We start from the raw sequence: 20,388 nt of genomic DNA on the forward strand, positions 1-20,388 counted from the left end.
GATCAGGTCGGGGTATCAACATATCTGGCGTTGACTTTTGGCACGCTGTTGAGTTCTCAAGGAACGGACGCTTCCTTTGTACTCACCCGAGAGACTCTCTCAGGCTTTCCTCCGGGCGCTTCCCTTCGGTCTTGCGTTTCCGACTCTATCAGATCTTTCCGATCCGATTTCCTCGGTGCTTTCCAGGTTCCCGCTTTCGCGTTTCCCTTTCCGGCGGCTCCGACTCTATCAGATCCTTTCGGGCTCTGATTCCCCGTCAGAGGGGGTTGCCTTCCCGGCTGTTGGGCCGTTCCGACGTCTCAAACCTTAGCGGATCTTCTCGGCGATTCCCAATCGAGTCGATCGGACCGTCGAGCCCCATTCGGAATTGAATTCGGACATGCCGAAACCATTCCCACTGGGAGGTCGTGCTGGTGGTTTGGTTGCCGCTGGTGCGGCGGGAGGTGCTACCGCAGAACCGTTACGGCCCCGTGGCAACCCGAAGAACTCTACGGATCCCGTAGGGGGCTGTCAAGGAAGCCTGTCAAGATCTTTAATCGAGGTCGCTGAGCCGGCCGCCCGCGTCCGGCTGGGCGTGCTCCACCCTGCGCAGAAGGCGGGTGAGGACGTCGCCCAGTGCGGTCCGGTCGTCCGCGGAGAGATCCTGGAGCAGGTCCTCCTCGAAGACCGTGGCGAGGCGCATGGCCTCCAGCCACTTCTCGCGCCCCTCCGCCGTCAGCTCGACGATGACGCGGACCCTGTTGGTCTCGTCGCGGTCCCGGGTGACGAGCCCTTCTCCCACCATGCGGTCGATGCGGTGGGTCATCGCGGCAGGGGTCAGGCCGAGGCGCTTGGCGAGGTCTCCCGGGCCCAGCCGGTAGGGAGCGCCGGAGAGGACGAGCGCCTTCAGCACCTCCCAGTCGGTGTTGCTGATGCCGAGCTCGGCGGTCTGGCGGCCGTACGCGACGTTCATGCGGCGGTTGAGGCGGGACAGCGCCGAGACGATCTTCTCGACCTGCGGATCGAGGTCCTGGAACTCGCGCTGGTAGGCGGCGATCTGTTCTTCGAGTGGCGGCTCGCCGGCGCCGGAGGTGTCGCCCATGGCCGCAGTATGGCATGCGGCTCCTTTGCGTTGAAGTCCTTCGCTATGTACTCTTTAGTATCGAACTTTAGCTTCTAAGTCTTCATCTCTAAGGGATGGAGCATCGACCCAGAGAGGGTGAACGTGACCAGGGCAATGGGCGCAGCGATGCGCCGGATTCATGTGGGCAACGCACTCAGCGCGTTCGGGCTCGGCTTCACCGTCCCCTACCTGTACGTCTATGTGGCGCAGGTACGGGGACTCGGTTCTGTTACGGCGGGCCTCGTGCTCGCCGTCTTCGCCGTGGCCGCGTTGATCGTGCTGCCGTTCGCCGGGCGGGCCATCGTCCGGCGGGGCCCGCTGCCGGTACTGCTCGCCGCCCTGGTCACCGCCGCGCTCGGTGCGCTGTGCCTGGGACTGTCGGCCTCGGCGGCCACCGTGCTGGGGTCCGCCGCCGCGCTGGGTGCGGGGCAGGCCGTCATGCAGCCGGCGCTCGCGACGATGATCGTGGACTGCTCGCCGTCCGAGACGCGGTCGCGGGCGTTCGCGACGCAGTTCTTCCTGCAGAACCTGGGTCTCGGCGTCGGCGGGCTCATCGGCGGACATCTCGTCGACACGTCGAGCGCCGCCTCCTTCACACTGCTGTTCGCGATCGAGGCGGCGATGTTCCTGCTGCTGGTCGCGGTGATGGCGACGGTGCGCGCACCGCGCGCGCCGCGTATGGAGGGGGCGCCGGGGCGGTCCGCCGGTGGCAGCTGGAAGCAGCTGCTCGGCAACCGGGCCATGGTGCAACTGTGCGTACTCGGCTTCGTGCTGTTCTTCGCCTGCTACGGGCAGTTCGAGTCGGGGCTGAGCGCGTACGGCGTCGAGGCGGCCGGGATCTCCACGTCCGCACTGGGTACCGCGCTGGCGGCGAACACGCTGGTGATCGTGATCGCGCAGTTCGCGGTGCTGAGGTTCGTGGAGCGCCGGAAGCGGTCGCGCGTGATCGCCGCGGTGGGTCTGATCTGGGCCGTGGCGTGGGCCGTGGCCGGGTACGCCGGGCTGGGACACGGCAGCCAGACGATGGCGACGGCCGCGTTCATCTCGACGTACGCGCTGTTCGGACTGGGCGAGGCCCTGCTGTCGCCGACGGTGGCGCCGCTGGTGGCGGATCTGGCGCCGCCCGGGCTGGCCGGGCAGTACAACTCCGCCTTCGCCCTGGTGAAACAGCTCGCGCTGGCGATCGGGCCGGCGGTCGGCGGGCCGCTCGGGGCCTCGCTGCACACGCCGTACATCGTGGCGTTCCTGCTGTTCTCGCTGGGCATCACGGTGCTGGCGGTGCGGCTGGGGCGGCAGCTCACGGACGTACAGAACCAGCCGTCGCTCGCCAGGAGCCGGGTGGTCACGCAGAGCGGGGCACCGGCCGAGTCGGTGGCGGCCGCGGAGGCGTGAGCGAGCGGGGCAGTGACGGGTTCGCCCCGTCACGGTCCCGTCCGGGGTCCCTGGTCACGGCTTCGGCAGGATGAACTCGCACCAGACCGCCTTGCCGCCCCCGGGGGTGCGCCTGGACCCCCAGTTGGAGGCGATCGTCGCGACGATGGCGATGCCCCGGCCGGACTCGTCCCCGGGCTCGGCGCGGCGGCGTCTGGGCAGGTGGTCGTCGCCGTCGGTGACCTCGACGATCAGGCGCCGGTCGGTGCGTCGCAGGCGCAGCCGCATGGGGGGCGTGCCGTGCTGGAGGGAGTTGGCGACCAGTTCGCTGGTGGCCAGGACGCCCAGATCGTGCAGGTCGATGGGGAAGCGCCAGCTGGTCAGGACGCCGGAGGCGAAGGCACGCGCGCGTGGTGCCGCTTCCACGCCGCCGAGCAGTTCCAGGGCGGCGTTGCGGAAGCGCTCGGCCTCGGCGCCCTTGCGGGCGGGGTGCTGGAGGACCAGGACGGCCACGTCGTCGTCGTGGTCCGGGGTGACGCCCGCCGAGCGGACCAGGCGGTCGCAGATCACCTGGGGGGCGCCGGTGGCGCCGGACAGGGCGCGCTCCAGGGCGGCGATGCCGTCGTCCAGGTCTTCGTTGCGGCGTTCCACCAGGCCGTCGGTGTAGAGGACGGCCGTGGAGCCGGGGGTCAGGGCGATCGAGCCGGAGGAGTGCATCCAGCCGCCTGTGCCGAGCGGGGGGCCGGTGGGTTCGTCGGCGCGCTGGACGGTGCCGTTCTCGTCGCGGACCAGGATGGGCAGGTGCCCGGCGGACGCGTAGACCAACCGGCCCTCGTTCGGGTCGTGGATGGCGTAGACGCAGGTGGCGATCTGGTTGGCGTCGATCTCGGTGGCGAGGCCGTCGAGGAGCTGGAGCACCTCGTGCGGGGGCAGGTCGAGGCGGGCGTAGGCCCTGACCGCCGTACGGAGCTGACCCATGACCGCTGCCGCGCGGACGCCTCTGCCCATGACGTCGCCGATGACCAGGGCGGTGCGGCCGCCGCCGAGGGTGATCACGTCGTACCAGTCGCCGCCGACCGCGGCCTCGGTGCCGCCGGGGTGGTAGGTGGCGGCGACGCGCAGGTCGTCGGGCTCCTCCAGTTCCTGCGGGAGCAGGGAGCGCTGGAGGGTGACGGCGGTCTCGCGCTGGCGGCCCTCGCTCGCGCGCAGGCGGGCCGCGGCCTCGGCGTGGTCGGTGACGTCGGTCGCGAAGACGAGTACGCCACTGCCGCCGCTGCCGCTCTCGGTGACCGGGGTGCAGGTGAAGGTGTAGGAGCGGCCGTCGGTGGCCTTGCGGGATTTGAGGGTGCGTGGTCTGCCGCTGCGCTGGACCTGGTCCAGGAGCGGGAAGAGGCCGAGCTCGTCCAGTTCGGGGAGGGCCTCGCGGGCCCGTTTGCCCAGGTCACGCATGCCGAAGGCCGCGACGTAGGCGTCGTTGACGTAGGCGAGGCGGTGGTCGGGGCCGTGGATGAGGGCGACGAGGGCCGGGACGCGGTCGAGTACGTCGCGCACGGGGAGGTCGTCGACGGCGGGTACGGGCGGGGCCTCGTCGGTCAGCTGTTCGGCGCGGGCGGCGGGTACGGAGCCGTCGCTCCGCCGGTCCGGGGAGACCGTCGTGTCGGTCCGCGCTGCGGCGCGGCGCTGCGTTCCGGGGAGTCGGGCGCTCCAGCGCGTGAAGTTCACGAATCCTTGCCTCGTGTAGTTGTCGGCGGCCGGGCCGGGGCGGACCGGGAACGGCCGGGGCCGCGGGGACCGCGCGGGAGCGAGCGGCGGCGCGCCCGCGGTGGTGGACCAGTCTGGCAGGGTAGGTGCCGACCGGGCCGACATCCGTCAGACGCCGGACCGGCCGGGGGAGTTCCTGACTCCGGTCAGGACGACCCCTTCGGGTTGCGCGGAGGTTCCTGAGAAGGCTTTCCACCGGCCGCGAGTTCGAACTCCGCTCGCGGATGTTCGAGTGAACCCAGGGAGACGATCTCCCTTTTGAAGAGTCCGGCGAGGGCCCATTCGGCCAGTACGCGCGCCTTGCGGTTGACGGTGGGAACCCGGCTGAGGTGGTAGGCGCGGTGCATGAACCAGGCGGGGTAGCCCTTCAGCTTGCGCCCGTAGACGTGCGCGACGCCCTTGTGGAAGCCGAGGGAGGCGACGGAGCCGGCGTACTTGTACGCGTACCTGTCGAGGGGCTCGCCGCGCAGGGCGTGCGCGATGTTGTCGCCGAGGACCCTGGCCTGGCGGACGGCGTGCTGGGCGTTGGGTGCGCATTCCCGGCCCGGTTCCGGGGCGGTGACGTCGGGGACGGCGGCGGCGTCTCCCGCGGCCCACGCGTGCGCCGCGCCCTCGACGGACAGGTGGGGAGTACAGGTGAGCCGGCCGCGGCCGTCGAGGGGGAGGTCGGTGGCGGCGAGGACCGGGTGGGGTTTGACGCCGGCCGTCCAGACGACCGTACGGGTGGGGAAGCGGGCGCCGTCGCTGAGGACGGCGACGCGGTCCGTGCAGGACTCCAGGCGTGTCTCCAGGCGTACGTCGATGTTGCGGCGGCGCAGTTCGGTGACCGTGTAGCGGCCCAGTTCCTCGCCGACCTCGGGCAGGATGCGGCCCGAGGCTTCGACGAGGATCCACTTCATGTCGTCCGGTGTGACGTTGTGGTAGTACCGCGCGGCGTAGCGGGCCATGTCCTCGAGCTCGCCGAGTGCCTCCACGCCCGCGTAGCCGCCGCCGACGAAGACGAAGGTGAGGGCGGCGTCGCGGATGGCGGGGTCACGGGTGGAGGAGGCGATGTCCATCTGCTCGATGACGTGGTTGCGCAGGCCGATGGCCTCCTCGACGGTCTTGAAGCCGACCCCGTGGTCGGCGAGGCCGGGGACGGGCAGGGTGCGGGAGACCGAGCCGGGCGCGAGGACGAGTTCGTCGTACGTCAGCCGTCGGGCGTCCGCGCCCTCCTCCTCGGTGGCGAGGGTGGCGACGGTGGCGGTGCGCGCCGCGTGGTCGATGGACCGCGCCTCGCCGATGACGACGTGGCACTGGTCGAGGACACGGCGCAGCGGCACCACGACGTGCCGGGGCGAGATGGAGCCGGCCGCCGCCTCGGGGAGGAACGGCTGATACGTCATGTAGGGATCGGGGGTGACGACCGTGATCTCGGCTTCGCCCCGCCTCAGTTCGCCTCTGAGGTTCCGCTGCAGACGCAGAGCCGTGTACATCCCGACGTAGCCACCGCCGACAACGAGAATGCGCGCACGTTCCTTCACCATCCCATGACGCACCCGACGCTTGCGTTTGTCCACAGGCTCGTCAATTTGTGTGACCGGAGATCGGGACGGCGCGGGGCTGGCAGGATCGCCGTGGAGTGGGCTGGCCGCGCAGGTCAGTGGGGGTGGATGCGGGTTCGGAACGCGGCACATTCGGGGCGTATCCGGTCCGTACTCCGATCGGGGGGCGCTCCGTGCGGAACGTGCCCCTTCTGAATTGACTCCCGCTCAACTATGTTCTTTCCCACGGGGTGTAAGGGGATGTGCTCATCGGTCCGCGACGGACGGACCGCGGTACCGGGCCTGTTCCGCGCACTCCGGCTTTCGATGGCGGGGAGAGTCTCCGGGGGGAGACGTCATTACCGGGGGATTGTCATGCATGTTCAGGACTCTCATTGGTCGTCAGTGTCCGCTGTCGCGCCCCGTGGCGCGATGAGTGAGGGCGCGGGCGGCGCACGCGGTGACGGAGCTCGGACCGCGCCTCTGCGCGTGGACGCCCAGCGCAACCTGGAGCACGTGCTGCGTGCGGCGCGCGAGGTGTTCGGCGAGCTGGGGTACGGAGCGCCGATGGAGGACGTGGCGCGGCGCGCGCGGGTCGGTGTCGGCACCGTGTACCGGCGTTTTCCGAGCAAGGACGTCCTGGTGCGGCGGATAGCCGAGGAGGAGACGGCCCGGCTGACCGACCAGGCCCGGGCGGCGCTCGGGCAGGAGGACGAGCCGTGGTCGGCGCTGTCGCGTTTCCTGCGGACGTCGGTGGCCTCGGGCGCCGGGCGGCTGTTGCCGCCGCAGGTGCTGCGGGTCGGGGTGTCCGACGACGGTGACGGCGCCGCCGACGCCGGCGGCGCGGTAGCCGGTGAGCCGCGCGTGCCGCAGCAGCGGATACAGCCGGGCTCCGGCGAGCTGCGGCTGGTGTCCGAGGGGACCGCGTCGACGGGTACGTCGGCTGGTGGACCGGCGGTCGGGCCGGTTTCCGTCGAGGGAGACGACGGGGCGGCGGAGTTGCTGGACGTCGTGGGCCGGCTCGTGGAGCGGGCGCGGTCGGCGGGTGAGCTGCGGCCGGACGTGTCGGTGTCGGACGTGCTGCTGGTGATAGCCACGGCGGCGCCCTCGCTTCCGGACGCGGCACAGCAGGCGGCGGCCTCGGCCCGGCTGCTGGACATCCTGCTGGAGGGGCTGCGTTCCCGACCGGCGTGAGCCGACGCCGACGGTGCGTCTCGCGGGCGGACGGCGGCGGACGGGCCCAGGCGGGCACGGACGGGCCCAGGCGCGGGGGGATCCAGGCGCGGGAGGGATCCGGGCGCGGGAGGATCCAGGCGCGGGAGGATCCAGGCGCGGGAGGATCCAGGCGCGGGAGGATCCAGGCGCGGACGGGCCGGGGTACGGCATTCCGCGCGTCTCGCTCAACGCCTGTCGGGACGGGGCACCTTCTCCTTCCCCGAACGGCTGAGCGTTATCACCCCGTCGCGGCAAGTTGCCACGGACGAGTGATGGTCGTCCCTGGGCTGTCCTGACCAAAAGCCAATATGGCACGCTGACCCGGTGTTCGGGACTGGCTGGGCAGGTGGCGGGGGCTTTCCGCGATGAGCGTTGACGGGCGGGACGGGTCACTAGGTGACGGCGACACCGGACCCGGCGACCCGCCGCAGGTGCCCGGCCAGGGCGGGCCGGCCCAGACCCCGCGGGACGGCGTCCCGGCGCAGGGCAGTGTCCCGGCCGGGGGCGGCGTCCCGGCGCAGGGCAATATCCCGGCGGAGGGCGGCGTCCCGGCACAGGGCAGTGGCCCGGCACAGGGCAGTGTCCCGGCCGGGGGCGGCGTCCCGGCACAGGGCAGTGGCCCGGCGGAGGGCGGCGTCCCGGCACAGGGCAATATCCCGGCGGAGGGCGGCGTCCCGGCACAGCGTGAGCTCCACGAGGACAGTGTCCTGCCGCCGCCTCGCGAGCTGCACGAGGACGGCGACCTGCCCCCGCCCCGCGACCTTCACCACAGTGGCATCCTGCCGCCGCCCCGTGAACTGCCGTCGTCCGACGCGGAGCTGATCGAGCGGATGCGCTCGGGCGACGACGCGGCCTACGAGGAGCTGTACCGGCGCCACGCGGACGCGGTGCGCAGGTACGCGCGTACCTGCTGCCGCGACGCCCACACCGCGGACGACCTCACGGCCGAGGTCTTCGCCCGCATGCTCCAGGCGGTGCGCGGCGGCTCGGGCCCGGAGCACGCCGTGCGCGCCTACCTGCTCACCGCGGTCAGGCGCGTCGCCGCCGGCTGGACCCGGTCTGCCGGACGGGAGCAGCTGGTCGACGACTTCGCTGTGTTCGCCGCGCAGGCCGCGCACACCGCCAAGGCGCCGGACGACGACACCCTGGAACTGGGTGCCGAGGTCCGGGCCATGCACGAGGCCGAGCAGTCGATGGCCATGCGGGCCTTCCGTTCCCTGCCGGAGCGGTGGCAGGCCGTGCTGTGGCACACCGAGGTAGAGGACGAGTCGCCGAGTGAGGTGGCCATGCTCTTCGGGCTGGACGCCAACGGCACGCGCGTGCTCGCCAGCCGGGCCCGCGAGGGCCTGAAACAGGCCTACCTCCAGGCCCATGTCAGCGAGGCCCTCGCCACCGACGAGGAGTGCGCCCGCTACGCCGACCAACTCGGCACCTACGCGCGCGGCAGACTGCGCATCCGGGCCGAGCGGGGGCTGCGCAAGCACCTGGACGAGTGCGCCAGGTGCCGGCTGGCCGCCAGCCAGATCAAGGAGGTCGCGAGCGGGATTCCCGCCGTGGTGCCGGTCGCGGTCATCGGCTGGTTCGGCGCCGCCGGGTACGCCAAGGCGGCGGGGATCATCGCCGGAGGCGCGGGCGCCGGTGCCGCGGGCACGGCGGCGGCGGGCGGTGGCGCGTCCGGCGGTGCGGCGGCCTCCGAGGGGCTGGGCGCACCCGTGAAGGCCGGCATCGCGGCCGGTGTGGTGGCGGTGGCCGCGGCGGCGGCACTGGTCTTCGCGCTCGTCGGCGGCGACGCCCCGGCCGAACAGCCGCCGAAGGCGGCCCCTCCCCCCTCCTCACCGGTGGCGCAGCCCGCCCCGGACACCCCCACGCCGACCCCGACACCCCGCCCCCGCCCACCACTGGCCGCACCCGAGCCGTCCCCGCCCCCGACGCCCACCCCCACACCGTCCCCCACCCCCGAACCGACCCCCACACCGAAGCCGACCCCAACTCCAACCCCGACTCCCACCCCCACTCCCACTCCGTCCCCCACACCACCGCCCGCTCCGACCGTCTACCAGTGGAGCAAGCTGGCGTATGACGTGGGCGGCGACGGGACCGGACCCGAGATGAGGCTGGCCGGGAGCGGTTGGGTATGGCAGCGCTCCGCCCTGTCGATCGGCGGCGAGCGGTACGCGCACGGCGTCACGGTGCACGGACGCTCCTCCGTCACCATCGACCTCAACCGCTCCTGCTCGTCCTACGACGCGCTGGTGGGCGTGGACGACCTGACGCTGAAGCTCGGCAAGGTCCACTTCTCGGTGCACGCCGACGGCGTGCGGCTGTGGAGCTCCGGAATGGTCAAGGGCGGTGACCCGGCGTTGCCCGTCCACGTGGACATCGCGGGGCGCGAGACCGTACGGCTGGTGGTCGAGCCGCACGGTCACCTCGACTCGGTGGCGCTCGCGGACTGGGCTCAGTCGCGGTTCACCTGCGAGTAGGTCCTACGGAGCGCGGACGGACAGCCGCCTACGGCGGGAAGGGGACGTGTCGGTGTCACCCCGGCCCCCGCCCGACCCGCACAGGCCCCCGCCCGGCCCCCGCCCGACCCGCACAGGCCGCCGCAGGCACCCCGACGGACGGGGCCCCAGAAACCCGCCTCAGAAACCCCGGCGGACGGCCGCAGGCACCCCGACGCACGACCGCACCCACCACCTCCCCGAGGCACCACCACCCGAGGCACCACACCCCGCACCGCAACCCCGCACCGCCCCCGTCACCCCCGCCGCACAACCGCCCCCGCCCCACCCAGCGCCCCCCGCTGCGGCGCGATGCCCGCGGGTACCGCGCGCTGGCGGGCCGGGGTTCCCGTCCAGCAGGTGCCGCGGCGGGCCAGGAGGCGGCGGAGCCACAGCTCCAGGGAGATCAGGTCGGCCAGCCCGTCCAGCGGCAGCGCCTCGCCCGCGGCCGCCGCACGCACCGCCTTGCGTACGACCCGCGCCTCCACCAGCCCCGCCTCCGCGAGCAGCGGCGTGTCGAACAGTCCCAGCAGCGAGTCCGCGGCGACCCGCAGCCCCGTGCGCGCGGCGGAGGCCGCCAGCGCCTGCGTGGGCGCACCCCAGCCGCTCGGCAACTCGCTCACCCCCGCGCCCTCCAGCACCGTCCGCAGAATCGCCGCCCGCGCCCCCGGCTGCACCCGCAGCGCCTCCGGCAGCGCGCGGCACGCGCGGACGACCTGGTTGTCGAGGAACGGCGTGTGCAGCCGCTGGAAGCGGATCTCGGCGGCCTGTTCCAACACCCGCACGTCCGCGGCCTGCCGCGCCAGTGCCGCACGCGCGCGGAAGTCGCCCGGCCGCTGCCCCGGCCCCACTCCGGACCGCTGGGAGGACGTCTGAAGGCGAACCGATACTTCAGCGAGGGCCTCTCCGGTCAGCCACCGCGCCGCAGGCCCCGGTCCGGCCCAGGTCAGCACGGCGAGCGACGCCTCCGTGGCCCCACTGCCTTCCCCGGGCGTGTCGAAGCGCCGGCGCAGCAGCCGTTCGGCGAGCACTTCGAGCCCGCTGCGGTACGGGGTGCGCGCGAGCCGTCGCGCCGCGGCGTACACGCGCGCGGGGACCAGAACCGACCCGTCCGCCTTGGCCAGCGCGGCGACCGGCCGTACGAGATGGCGCCGTTTGCGGTCCATCAGCAGGTCGGCCAGCCGCGCCGGATGGGCGTCCAGCACCTGCCGCGCCCCGTACCCGGTGAAGTGGTCCGCGCTGCCGGCGGCCAGCCGCGCCCGGTGCCGTGCCGCCGCGACCAGAACGGAACCCGGTTCGTCCGTCAGCGGCCCGTCCAGCGCGGCGTACGGCAGTACGTCCTCGCCTCCGGTGACCACCACGTGGTGCAGCCGCGGGTTGGCCGCGAGGGCGCCCGCCCGCTCCAGTTCGGCCTCCTGCCCGCCGACGGTGAGGTCGTTGAAGGTGACGGCCAGCAGCCGCTCCCCCGCACCCGTGCCGTGCCCGAGCACGGTCCCGGGCATCCCAGGCAGCCCGGCGGCCAGCAGCGCCAGCGTCCCCGAGGCCGGTCCGCCGGACAGGTCGGCGCCGATTCCCGGAACCGGCATCCCGCGCGCGGCGCGCCGTTCCGCGGGGCCCATGCCGGGGACCGGGCCGGGGTCGATGCCGTCCCCGGGGACGTGCCGGGGCGCGGCGAGGCGCGTACGCACCGCCTCCACCAGGGCGTCCCGCACGCCGTCCACCGCCCGGTCGGGGTCGGCCGAGGGCGCCGCCACGGCGAGCGAGGCCACCGGTTCGTACCCGGCGATCTCACGTGCCCCGGCGCGCAGGATCAGCGCATGCCCCGGCGGAATGCGTTTCACGCCGTCGTACGGGGTGGAGTCGTCCAGCGCGGCCGGCACGTCGGGCGCGGCGAGCAGTGCGGCGAGATGCCCGAAGTCGAGGTTGGCCTCGACGAGGTCGGCCAGGGGCAGGGCGGCCGTCGCATACGCCGTGCCGCCTTCCCAAGGGGTGTGGAACACCGGCCGCACGCCCGCGAGATCGCCGCAGACGGTGATCCGCCGGCCCACCTGGACGACGGCCGTGTAGCTGCCGGGCCACGCCGTCAGGTGCCGAAGGGCTCCGCCGCGCGCGGCGAACAGGCCGACCCGCAGCTGCTCGTCGGTCGCGCCGCAGATGCCGAGGACGGCGATCCGGGTCTGTGGATCGGCCGTGACGACGCGCACCTCGTCGGGACGCCAGTCGCCGACCGCCCACAGGGGGTCGGGGTCGCCCCACAACGGCTGGGCGCCCACGGGCTGCACGGACTCGCCGTCGTAGCCGGTGGCACCGGCGGAGCCACCCGCCCCGGCGATCCCCGCTGCTCCCACGGCGGCGCTGCTCCACCCCACCAACCACCGCATCGACGCCTCCACAGGCTGGGGACAACCAGTGCACCGTACGAACTGGTCCCATGCTGCCATGAAGGGCGCGCCGCAGAGCATCGGCGGAGCCGCATGTGCTCCCGGGAGTGCGCCCCCGCGGAGACTCACGCGAGGATGTCAACCGCCTTTCCGCGCCTCGTCGGAGGGCGCCAAGGCGACTCGAATGCGCCCCCGCAACGCGCCCCTTGGCTACCCAACGCGCCCTCAACTCCCATGGTGAGGGCCGTAGTACCCCGAAATGACCGGGGGCGATTTTCAGCCAAATCGGCGTCACGCGGACACGTTCGAACACGCTGCGTACAGGCTTCGCGCACCGACCGGCGGCGCGCAGTCCGGGAGGCGAGGCACGCCTCCCGGACCGGTCCGCCGCCCGCGGGGATGTAGGCGGCGGTGTCCCCCAGCCCACTGGATCCAGTACAGCGGGCCGACCCACGCATCGCCCATGGAACCGCTCCCGCCGTGGCCGGAGAAGAGCGCACGGGCGGGCGCACGGCCACACACTGGGAGCACGTGGCAACAGACCGTGCGGAAGCCGCACTTGGGTACGGACCACAATCCCGCCATCCGGAACAATGCCTCTTAACGCATGGGATCCGGCGAACTACGCTGGGTTTACGAATGCCGCGTGGTTATGCCAGGGCGGCAGCCGTCTGTGTCGAGGGGTGGCGCATGTCCAGGGAGCAACGCGGGCCGAACGAAAAGCTCGGCGCCGTTCTCGCCCTCGCGGGAATCAGCAACGCAGGACTCGCCCGGCGCGTCAACGACCTCGGCGCCCAGCGCGGGTTGACGCTTCGCTACGACAAGACGTCGGTGGCGCGCTGGGTGTCGAAGGGCATGGTGCCGCAGGGTGCGGCGCCGCACCTCATCGCGGCCGCCATCGGGCAGAAGCTCGGCCGTCCGGTGCCGCTCCACGAGATCGGCCTGGCGGACGCGGATCCCGCCCCCGAAGTGGGCCTCGCCTTCCCCCGGGACGTCGGCCAGGCGGTCAGGTCGGCCACCGAGCTGTACCGTCTCGACCTCGCCGGCCGCCGGGCCGGCGGCGGCATCTGGCAGTCGCTGGCCGGCTCGTTCGCGGTGAGCGCGTACGCGACGCCCGCCTCTCGATGGCTGATAACCCCGGCCGACAGCTCGGTGGCGCGTGACGCGAGCCCGGCCGAGGGCACCGGCGCACCGCTCAAAGTCGGCCACAGCGATGTGCAGAAGCTGCGTGAGGCCGCCGAGGACGCGCGACGCTGGGACTCCAAGTACGGCGGCGGCGACTGGCGATCCTCCATGGTCCCCGAGTGCTTACGCGTCGAGGCGGCCCCGCTGCTCCTCGGCTCCTACTCCGACGAGGTCGGCCGCGCGCTGTTCGGCGCCTCGGCCGAGCTGACCCGCCTGGCCGGGTGGATGGCCTTCGACACCGGCCAGCAGGAGGCGGCCCAGCGCTACTACATCCAGGCCCTGCGCCTGGCCCGCGCGGCGGCCGACGTCCCCCTGGGCGGCTACGTACTCGCCTCCATGTCGCTCCAGGCCACCTACCGCGGCTTCGGCGACGAGGGCGTGGACCTCGCGCAGGCCGCCCTCGAACGCAACCGGGGCCTGGCCACGGCCCGCACCATGAGCTTCTTCCGCCTGGTCGAGGCCCGTGCCCACGCGCGCGCGAGTGACGCCCCGGCGGCCGGCGCGGCCCTGAAGGCCGCCGAGAGCTGGCTGGAGCGCGCCCGCCCCGGCGACAGCGACCCGACGTGGCTGGGTTTCTACTCCTACGACCGGTTCGCCGCCGACGCCGCCGAGTGCTACCGCGACCTGAAGGCACCACGCCAGGTCCGCCGCTTCACCGAGCAGGCCCTGTCGAAACCGACGGAGGAGTTCGTACGCTCGCACGGCCTCAGGCTCGTCGTCTCGGCGGTGGCCGAGCTGGAGTCGGGCAACCTGGACGCGGCCTGCGAGCAGGGCGTGCGGGCGGTCGAGGTGGCCGGCCGCATCTCCTCGGCCCGCACCACCGAGTACGTGAAGGACCTCCTCCACCGCCTGGAGCCGTACGGCGACGAACCGCGCGTGGTCGAGCTGCGCGAGCGCGCCCGGCCGCTCCTGGTGACCCCGGCCTGATCCACCGTCCCCTCCCGGGTTTGAGGGCATTGTCAGTGGCGCAGTGCACTATCGAAGCCGGGAGGTGGGCCGGGAGATGGAACGAGTGCGGACCGCGACCGCGCAGGGCGGCGCGCACGGCGTCGCGTACGACTGCGACGTGCTGGTGATCGGCGGCGGAATCGTCGGCCTGTCGACGGCGTACGCGATCACCCGCGCCGCGCCGGGCACCCGTGTGACGGTGCTGGAGAAGGAGCCGGGACCGGCCCGGCACCAGACGGGCCGCAACAGCGGCGTCATCCACAGCGGCGTCTACTACCGCCCGGGCTCGCTGAAGGCGCGCTACGCGGTGCGGGGCGCGGCGGAGATGGTCAAGTTCTGCGCCGAGTACGGCATCGCCCACGCCGTCACCGGCAAGCTGATCGTCGCCACCGACCGCTCCGAGCTGCCCCGGCTGCACGCCCTCGTGCAGCGCGGCCGGGAGAACGGCATACCGGTCCGCGAGCTGGGCGCGGCACAGATCCCGGAGTACGAACCGGAGGTGCGCGGCCTCGCCGCCATACACGTCGGCACGACCGGCGTCTGCGACTACGTCGCGGTGGCCCGGCAGCTGGCCCGGGCATCGGGCGCGGAGATCCGCTACGGCGCCGAGGTGCGGCACATCGACCGGCGCCCGGACCTCGGTGTCGCCGTGCGCACCCGCTCCGGGGACGTGCTCCGCGCCCGGGTCCTGGTCAACTGCGCCGGACTGCACTGCGACGGGATCGCCCGCATGACCGGGGACGACCCCGGCATGCGGATCGTCCCCTTCCGGGGCGAGTACTACGAGCTGGCGCGCCCGGAGCTGGTGCGGGGACTGGTGTATCCGGTGCCGGACCCGGCGTTCCCGTTCCTCGGGGTGCACCTGACCCGGGGCATCGACGGTGGCGTGCACGTCGGGCCCAACGCGGTGCCGGCGCTGGCCCGGGAGGGCTACGGCTGGGGTGTGGTGCGGCCCGGCGAGCTGGGCGGGACGCTGAGCTGGCCCGGTTCGTGGCGGATAGCCCGACGGCACTGGAGGTACGGGGCGGGCGAGCTGCGGCGGTCACTGTCGAAGAGGGCGTTCACCACCGCCGTGCGCCGGCTGCTGCCCGGGGTGGCGGAGGGGGACCTGGTGGCGGCGCCGGCGGGAGTGCGGGCGCAGGCGGTCCTGGCGGACGGGACGCTGGTGGACGACTTCCTGATCCGCGAGGGGGCGTGCGCGGTGCATGTTCTGAACGCGCCCTCGCCTGCCGCGACGGCGGCGCTGCCCATCGGGCGGGAGGTGGGGCGGAGGGCGCTGGTGATGTTGGGGGCGGTGCGTTGATCCGGGGCCGTCTTCGTTGACCGGCATGGACCCGGACCCGGAGAGACCGGCATGGGCCCGGAGAGACCAGCGCGGGCCCGGGCCCGGAGAGACCGGCATGGACCCGGACCCGGAGAGACCAGCGTGGGCCCGGACCCGGCATGGACCCGGGCCGTTCAGGCCCTGGGGAGGCACGGCTCCGCAGCTGGGGCCGGAGGCGGCTGCCCGCCGCCGCGAGGGGACGGGACGTGACTGCCCGCGGCCACGGGGACCGGTGGCCGTAAAATTGAGGCATTGTGTCTGACTTCCACCACGCCCCCGAAGCCCCCCAGCCCGCCGCACCGCACACCGGGGTGCCCATCCGGCACACCCGGGCCAAGGGTGAGCCCCGTTTTCCCGACGGGCCGAAGGCCGATCCCGCCGGATCGCACTTCGAGCGACGGATCAGGAGTTTCCAGCCCCGGCGGAGCCGGGTGACCGCCGGGCAGGCGGACGCGCTGCAGCGGCTGTGGCCCGTGTGGGGCCTGGACATCGACGGTCAGCGGGTCGTCGGCCTCGACGAACTGTTCGGGAACGCCCGCCCCGTCGTCCTGGAGGTCGGCTTCGGCATGGGCGAGGCCACCGCCCGGATGGCCGCCGCCGACCCGGACACCAACATCCTCGCCGTGGACGTCCACACCCCCGGCCAGGGCAACCTGCTGGGTCTCGCGGAGCGGAACGACCTGTCCAACATCCGGGTGGCCAACGGCGACGCGATCATCCTCCTGCGCGAGATGCTCGCCCCCGGCTCCCTCGCCGGCCTGCGCGTCTACTTCCCCGACCCCTGGCCCAAGAAGCGGCACCACAAGCGCCGCCTGATCCAGCCGGAGTTCCTGAGCCTGGCCGCGACCCGCCTCGCGCCGGGGGCCCTCGTGCACTGCGCCACCGACTGGGAGCCGTACGCGGAGCAGATGCTCGAGGTCCTCACCGCGCACCCCGACTTCGAGAACACCGAGCCGGGCGGCGGGTTCGCGCCACGCCCCGCCCACCGGCCGCTGACCCGTTTCGAGGGCCAGGGACTGGACAAGGGTCATGTGGTGAACGACTTGCTCTTCCGCCGCGTACAGCAGGCCGTACCGCACCGCGATCAGCATCGCGATCAGCATCGCGACCAGCACAAGGAGCTGCCCCCCACCGGTTAGGGTCCATGCCGTGGCCACCTGTCCCCCGTATCCGACGCGTCCACCGACGCGGACGCGTACGCATCCGCACTGGTGGCAGCGCACCTGGGTGCGTTACGGCGCGCTGATCACCCTGCTCGCGCTCTCCGGTCTGGTGATCCTGGCCCTGGTGCGCGAACAGACCGGCACGCAGGGGTTCCTGGTGGGGCTCGGCCTCGCGGTCCTGCCCGTGCCGCTGCTCATCACCGCGTTCCGCTGGCTGGACCGGGTCGAGCCCGGACCCTGGCGGAACCTGCTGTTCTGCTTCGCCTGGGGCGCCTGCGCGGCGGCGCTGATCGCGATCGTCGCCAACAGCTTCGCGACGAGATGGATAGCGACGGCCACCGCCGACCCGGCCGGCGCGGACACCCTGGGCGCCACGGTCATAGCCCCGGTGGTCGAGGAGTCCGCGAAGGCCGCCGCCGTCCTGCTGGTCTTCCTCTTCCGCAGGCGGGACTTCACCGGCATCGTCGACGGCATCGTCATAGCGGGCGTCACCGCCACCGGCTTCGCCTTCACCGAGAACATCCTCTACCTGGGCAACGCCTTCGGCACCGACCAGCTCACCGGCGGCAGCGGCATCGCCTCCGTCACCGCGGCGACCTTCTTCGTCCGCATCGTGATGTCGCCGTTCGCCCACCCGCTCTTCACCGTGCTCACCGGCATCGGCTTCGGCATCGCCGCACTCTCCACGGGCCGCCACCGCCTGCGCCGCGCCCTGCTCCCGCCGGCCGGCCTGCTGCTGGCGATGGGCATGCACGCGCTGTGGAACGGCTCGGCCACGTTCGGCGAGTACGGCTTCCTCGCCGTGTACGGGGCGTTCATGGTGCCCTCCTTCGGCCTGCTGACCTGGCTGGCGATCTGGACCCGGCAGCGCGAACTGGGCGCCGTACGCGACGCGCTCCCCGTGTACGTCGTGGCCGGGTGGCTGACGCCGACGGAGTCTTACGCGCTCGGCTCGATGCGCGCCCGCCGGATCGCCCGTCAGCACGCCCGCCGGCACGCCGGGAAGGAGGTGGCCCGGACGGTGGCGCGGTACGAGGCGTACGCGACCTCGCTGGCGTTCCTGCGGCAGCGCGGGCTGAGGGGCGGGGCGGGCGCCGACTACGCCGTACGGGAACGGGAACTGCTGGACGCCCTGTGGCACCGACGCGACGTGGCGCGCCCGGCACTGGACTACGCGGCCCGGGCCACGGCACCGCCCGTACCGGTGGCCGTACCACCCTGGGGACATCCGCACGGACCGTTCCCGCACGGGCCGTTCCCGCACGGGGCGCTTCCGCACGGGGCCCTCCCACCCGGGCCGTTCCCGCACGGACCGTACGGCCCCGGCCGGCCGACGTCGGCCCCGACGCCGTACCCCGCGCCGACAACCTACGCCCCGTACAGCCCGTACGCGCCGTACGCCCCGCCCCGTCCCTACCGGCCGTAGACCCGCAGCCGTACGGTCTCAGGCCGACGCCTCGGTAAGCCTCCCGACCTCGCCCTGCGTCAGGCTCAGCTCCGCCACGCCCAGCAGCGCCGGCAACTGCTCCACCGTGCGCGCGGACGCGATCGGCGCGGCCACCGTCGGCTGCGCGGCCAGCCAGGCCAGGGCGACCGTGGCGACGGGGGCGTCGTGGGCCCCGGCGATCTCGTCCAGGGCGGCGAGGACCCGTCGGCCGCGTTCGGTCCCGAGGTGCTTCGCGGCTCCGCCCGCCCGCGGGCTGTCGACCGCCGCACCGGTCCGGTACTTGCCGGTGAGGAAGCCGGACGCGAGGGCGTAGTACGGCACGGCGGCCAGGCCCGCGCGCTCCGCGAGCTCGCGGAGCTCACCCTCGTACGTCTCGCGCGAGACCAGGTTGTAGTGCGGCTGGAGGGCCACGTACCGGGCGAGGCCCTCTCGGTCGGAGAACTCCAGGGACGCCGCGAGCCGCTCGGCGGAGATGTTGGAGGCGGCGATGTGCCGGACCTTGCCCGCCTTCACCAGCTCGTCGAGCGCGCCGATGATCTCCTCCACCGGCACCTCGGGCTTGTCGAAGTGGGTGTAGTAGAGGTCGATGTGGTCCGTGCCCAGGCGGCGCAGCGAGGCGTCGGCGGCGGACTTGATGTTCGCGGCCGTCAGTCCCGGGTACTCGGGGTGCTGGCTGACCTTGGTGGCGAGGACGACGTCGCCTCGGCTGCCTCGGGAGGCGAGCCACTTGCCGATGAGGGTCTCGGACTCCCCGCCGCTGTTGCCGTCGACCCACGCGGAGTAGGAGTCGGCGGTGTCGAGGAAATTGCCGCCCGCGGCCGTGTAGGCGTCGAGGACGGCGAAGGAGGTGTCCTGGTCGGCGGTCCAGCCGAAGACGTTGCCGCCGAGGGCGAGCGGGAAGACCTCCAGGTCGGAGGAGCCGAGTTTGCGCAGAGAAGTCATGTCCTGCGTCAACGACCGTACTGGACGGGGCGATTCCGGAAACGGGGCAAAGTTCCCGCAAACCGCCCATCGCGCACCGGCAGCCCTGACGTCGGGGGGACGCCGTCAGGACCGCCGGGGATCAGCGGAGACGGGCAGCGCGCGAGGCGGGAATCGGGGGTGAGGCGGGAATCAGGGGGTGAGGCCCTTGCTCTGCAGCCACGCCATCGGGTCGATACCGCCACCGCCGGCCGTGTGGACCTCCATGTGGAGGTGGGCGCCGGTGACGTTGCCGGTGGCGCCGACACGGCCGATGACGTCACCGGTGGTGACCTTCTGGCCGACGCTGACGCTGATGGAGGACTGGTGGGCGTACCAGACCTCGGTGCCGTCGTCGAGGGTGAGCACGGTCTTGTATCCGTACGACCCGTCCCAGCCGGCCGACGTGATCGTGCCGCTGTGCACCGCCTTGAGCAGCGTGCCCGTGGGGGCGGCGAAGTCGAGGCCGGTGTGGTGGCCGGAGGACCAGTAGGCGCCGGCCTGGCCGAAGGTGGAGGAGATCGTGTACGAGGAGGTCGGCAGCGTGTACTGCTTGGCCAGCTGCGCGAGCCGCTCGGCCTCGGCCTTCTTCGCGGCCTCCTCCTCCGCCTTCTTCTTGGCGGCGGCGGCCTTGGCCTCGGCCTCCTTCTCCGCCTTGGCGGCGGCTTCCGCTGCCTTCTTCTCGGCGGCGGCCGCGGCTTCGGCGGCGGCCTTGGTCTCGACCTGGGCCTGCTGCTGCTCGGCCTGCGCCAGGATCCGGGCGCGCAGCGACTCGCCGGCGTCGGTGGTGCTCTCCGAGGTGGTGTCGGCGGAGACCGTGGCGATGCTGCTGAGCGGGGTGGTGGAACCCTCCGGCTCCGGCTCCTCCTCGTCGGAGATGAGCGAGCCGACGTTCGGCAGGTCCGGCACGGAGATCGACACCGGCGGCTTGCCGGTCTGCGCGCTGGCCATGCCGCCCGCGCCGACCGCGGCTATGACACCGACGCCGAGGACGGTGGAGCTGCGGGCGAGTCCGCCGCGCTGCTTGGCGACGCGGTGCCGGCCGCGTACGGGGCGGATGGAGTCCGCGGTGGGATTCCACTCCTCCCAGGGGCCCTCTTCGGTGCGGTAGCCGTCGTAGCCGAAGGTGTCGGTGTCGTGCCCGCTGGGCACGAACGGGGCCTCGGGGGCAGGCCGGTTGGACGCCACGTGGGCGTACTCCTTTCCTTCCTTTCGCCTACCGGGTTAGCTGACGGGTTCGGAGCAGGAAGGTCTCCTACGCGCGTATATCCGCCGTGTCTCCACGGCGTCGTACGAGCGATTCACCCCAATGTGGTGGTTCCCCGGTTCCCTTGCGGGATTCGGCGCGTGCGCACGGAGCCGCCTTCTGTGACGGCTGGGACGACCGCGCTGCGTTATCGAACGTTAATAGACGTGAGGCTCGGATTCCAAGCCGTTCCTCTTGATCATTAACGAATCCGGCCGGGACGTACGCCTCGTGACCGGTGAAAACCGGGCGAGTTGACCGGCT

General features: G+C 72.8%; 13 protein-coding genes and 1 riboswitch. Of the genes, 7 read left to right on the forward strand and 6 right to left on the reverse strand.

Annotated features, from left to right (window positions below; translation table 11 throughout):
* Positions 1-532 precede the first annotated feature (532 nt).
* Positions 533-1,081, reverse strand: coding sequence for a MarR family winged helix-turn-helix transcriptional regulator (locus ACZ4V1_RS10225; protein WP_468332345.1), 549 nt, complete (start codon positions 1,079-1,081; stop codon positions 533-535).
* Positions 1,082-1,216: 135 nt separating this feature from the next.
* Here ACZ4V1_RS10225 and ACZ4V1_RS10230 point away from each other — a divergent pair, with 135 nt between their 5' ends.
* Positions 1,217-2,494, forward strand: coding sequence for an MFS transporter (locus ACZ4V1_RS10230; protein WP_468333491.1), 1,278 nt, complete (start codon positions 1,217-1,219; stop codon positions 2,492-2,494).
* Between the two features lie 54 nt (positions 2,495-2,548).
* Here the strand turns inward: ACZ4V1_RS10230 and ACZ4V1_RS10235 are convergent, their stop codons facing one another.
* Both ACZ4V1_RS10235 and ACZ4V1_RS10240 read right to left on the reverse strand, forming a co-directional pair.
* Positions 2,549-4,195, reverse strand: a complete 1,647-nt coding sequence (locus tag ACZ4V1_RS10235) for an ATP-binding SpoIIE family protein phosphatase (protein WP_468332348.1) — start codon at positions 4,193-4,195, stop codon at positions 2,549-2,551.
* Positions 4,196-4,380: 185 nt separating this feature from the next.
* On the reverse strand, positions 4,381-5,760 hold the full coding sequence (locus tag ACZ4V1_RS10240) for an NAD(P)/FAD-dependent oxidoreductase (protein WP_468332351.1): 1,380 nt from the start codon (positions 5,758-5,760) through the stop codon (positions 4,381-4,383).
* Between the two features lie 372 nt (positions 5,761-6,132).
* Here ACZ4V1_RS10240 and ACZ4V1_RS10245 point away from each other — a divergent pair, with 372 nt between their 5' ends.
* Both ACZ4V1_RS10245 and ACZ4V1_RS10250 read left to right on the forward strand, forming a co-directional pair.
* Positions 6,133-6,951, forward strand: a complete 819-nt coding sequence (locus ACZ4V1_RS10245; RefSeq protein WP_468332354.1) for a TetR/AcrR family transcriptional regulator — start codon at positions 6,133-6,135, stop codon at positions 6,949-6,951.
* A gap of 386 nt (positions 6,952-7,337) precedes the next feature.
* Positions 7,338-9,452, forward strand: a complete 2,115-nt coding sequence (locus ACZ4V1_RS10250; protein ID WP_468332357.1) for a sigma-70 family RNA polymerase sigma factor — start codon at positions 7,338-7,340, stop codon at positions 9,450-9,452.
* A 275-nt stretch (positions 9,453-9,727) separates the two neighbouring features.
* Here the strand turns inward: ACZ4V1_RS10250 and ACZ4V1_RS10255 are convergent, their stop codons facing one another.
* Positions 9,728-11,851, reverse strand: coding sequence for an asparagine synthase-related protein (locus ACZ4V1_RS10255; RefSeq protein ID WP_468332360.1), 2,124 nt, complete (start codon positions 11,849-11,851; stop codon positions 9,728-9,730).
* 690 nt (positions 11,852-12,541) lie between these two features.
* On the opposite strand from ACZ4V1_RS10255, the gene ACZ4V1_RS10260 reads away from it, so the two are divergent.
* The 4 genes from ACZ4V1_RS10260 (at position 12,542) to ACZ4V1_RS10275 (ending at position 17,897) form a co-directional block, all read left to right on the forward strand.
* A complete protein-coding gene (locus ACZ4V1_RS10260) occupies positions 12,542-13,963 on the forward strand; it encodes an MFS transporter (RefSeq protein ID WP_468332363.1) in 1,422 nt (473 codons plus the stop codon).
* Positions 13,964-14,039: 76 nt separating this feature from the next.
* A complete protein-coding gene (gene lhgO / locus ACZ4V1_RS10265; protein ID WP_468332366.1) occupies positions 14,040-15,287 on the forward strand; it encodes an L-2-hydroxyglutarate oxidase in 1,248 nt (415 codons plus the stop codon).
* 275 nt (positions 15,288-15,562) lie between these two features.
* Positions 15,563-16,447: a tRNA (guanosine(46)-N7)-methyltransferase TrmB gene (gene trmB / locus ACZ4V1_RS10270; protein ID WP_468332369.1), complete on the forward strand. Its 885-nt coding sequence runs from the start codon at positions 15,563-15,565 to the stop codon at positions 16,445-16,447.
* Positions 16,448-16,457: 10 nt separating this feature from the next.
* Positions 16,458-17,897: a PrsW family intramembrane metalloprotease gene (locus ACZ4V1_RS10275; RefSeq protein ID WP_468332372.1), complete on the forward strand. Its 1,440-nt coding sequence runs from the start codon at positions 16,458-16,460 to the stop codon at positions 17,895-17,897.
* 18 nt (positions 17,898-17,915) lie between these two features.
* Here the strand turns inward: ACZ4V1_RS10275 and ACZ4V1_RS10280 are convergent, their stop codons facing one another.
* Positions 17,916-18,860 (reverse strand): aldo/keto reductase, encoded by a 945-nt coding sequence (locus ACZ4V1_RS10280; RefSeq protein ID WP_468332375.1) that lies wholly within the window; start codon positions 18,858-18,860, stop codon positions 17,916-17,918.
* Positions 18,861-19,031: 171 nt separating this feature from the next.
* Positions 19,032-20,066: a M23 family metallopeptidase gene (locus tag ACZ4V1_RS10285; RefSeq protein WP_468332379.1), complete on the reverse strand. Its 1,035-nt coding sequence runs from the start codon at positions 20,064-20,066 to the stop codon at positions 19,032-19,034.
* Between the two features lie 10 nt (positions 20,067-20,076).
* A riboswitch (cyclic di-AMP (ydaO/yuaA leader) is annotated at positions 20,077-20,234 on the reverse strand.
* Between the last annotated feature and the right edge of the window lie 154 nt (positions 20,235-20,388).

The organism is Streptomyces sp. NPDC028991 (assembly GCF_055564775.1).

What these genes read in the sequence shown, in the direction of transcription:
- ACZ4V1_RS10280 (WP_468332375.1), bottom strand. Translation starts at nt 18,860, where the DNA reads ATGACTTCTCTGCGCAAACTCGGCTCCTCCGACCTGGAGGTCTTCCCG.
- ACZ4V1_RS10255 (WP_468332360.1), bottom strand. Translation starts at nt 11,851, where the DNA reads ATGCGGTGGTTGGTGGGGTGGAGCAGCGCCGCCGTGGGAGCAGCGGGG.
- ACZ4V1_RS10250 (WP_468332357.1), top strand. Translation starts at nt 7,338, where the DNA reads ATGAGCGTTGACGGGCGGGACGGGTCACTAGGTGACGGCGACACCGGA.
- ACZ4V1_RS10230 (WP_468333491.1), top strand. Translation starts at nt 1,217, where the DNA reads ATGGGCGCAGCGATGCGCCGGATTCATGTGGGCAACGCACTCAGCGCG.
- ACZ4V1_RS10245 (WP_468332354.1), top strand. Translation starts at nt 6,133, where the DNA reads ATGCATGTTCAGGACTCTCATTGGTCGTCAGTGTCCGCTGTCGCGCCC.
- lhgO (WP_468332366.1), top strand. Translation starts at nt 14,040, where the DNA reads ATGGAACGAGTGCGGACCGCGACCGCGCAGGGCGGCGCGCACGGCGTC.
- ACZ4V1_RS10225 (WP_468332345.1), bottom strand. Translation starts at nt 1,081, where the DNA reads ATGGGCGACACCTCCGGCGCCGGCGAGCCGCCACTCGAAGAACAGATC.
- ACZ4V1_RS10260 (WP_468332363.1), top strand. Translation starts at nt 12,542, where the DNA reads ATGTCCAGGGAGCAACGCGGGCCGAACGAAAAGCTCGGCGCCGTTCTC.
- ACZ4V1_RS10240 (WP_468332351.1), bottom strand. Translation starts at nt 5,760, where the DNA reads ATGGTGAAGGAACGTGCGCGCATTCTCGTTGTCGGCGGTGGCTACGTC.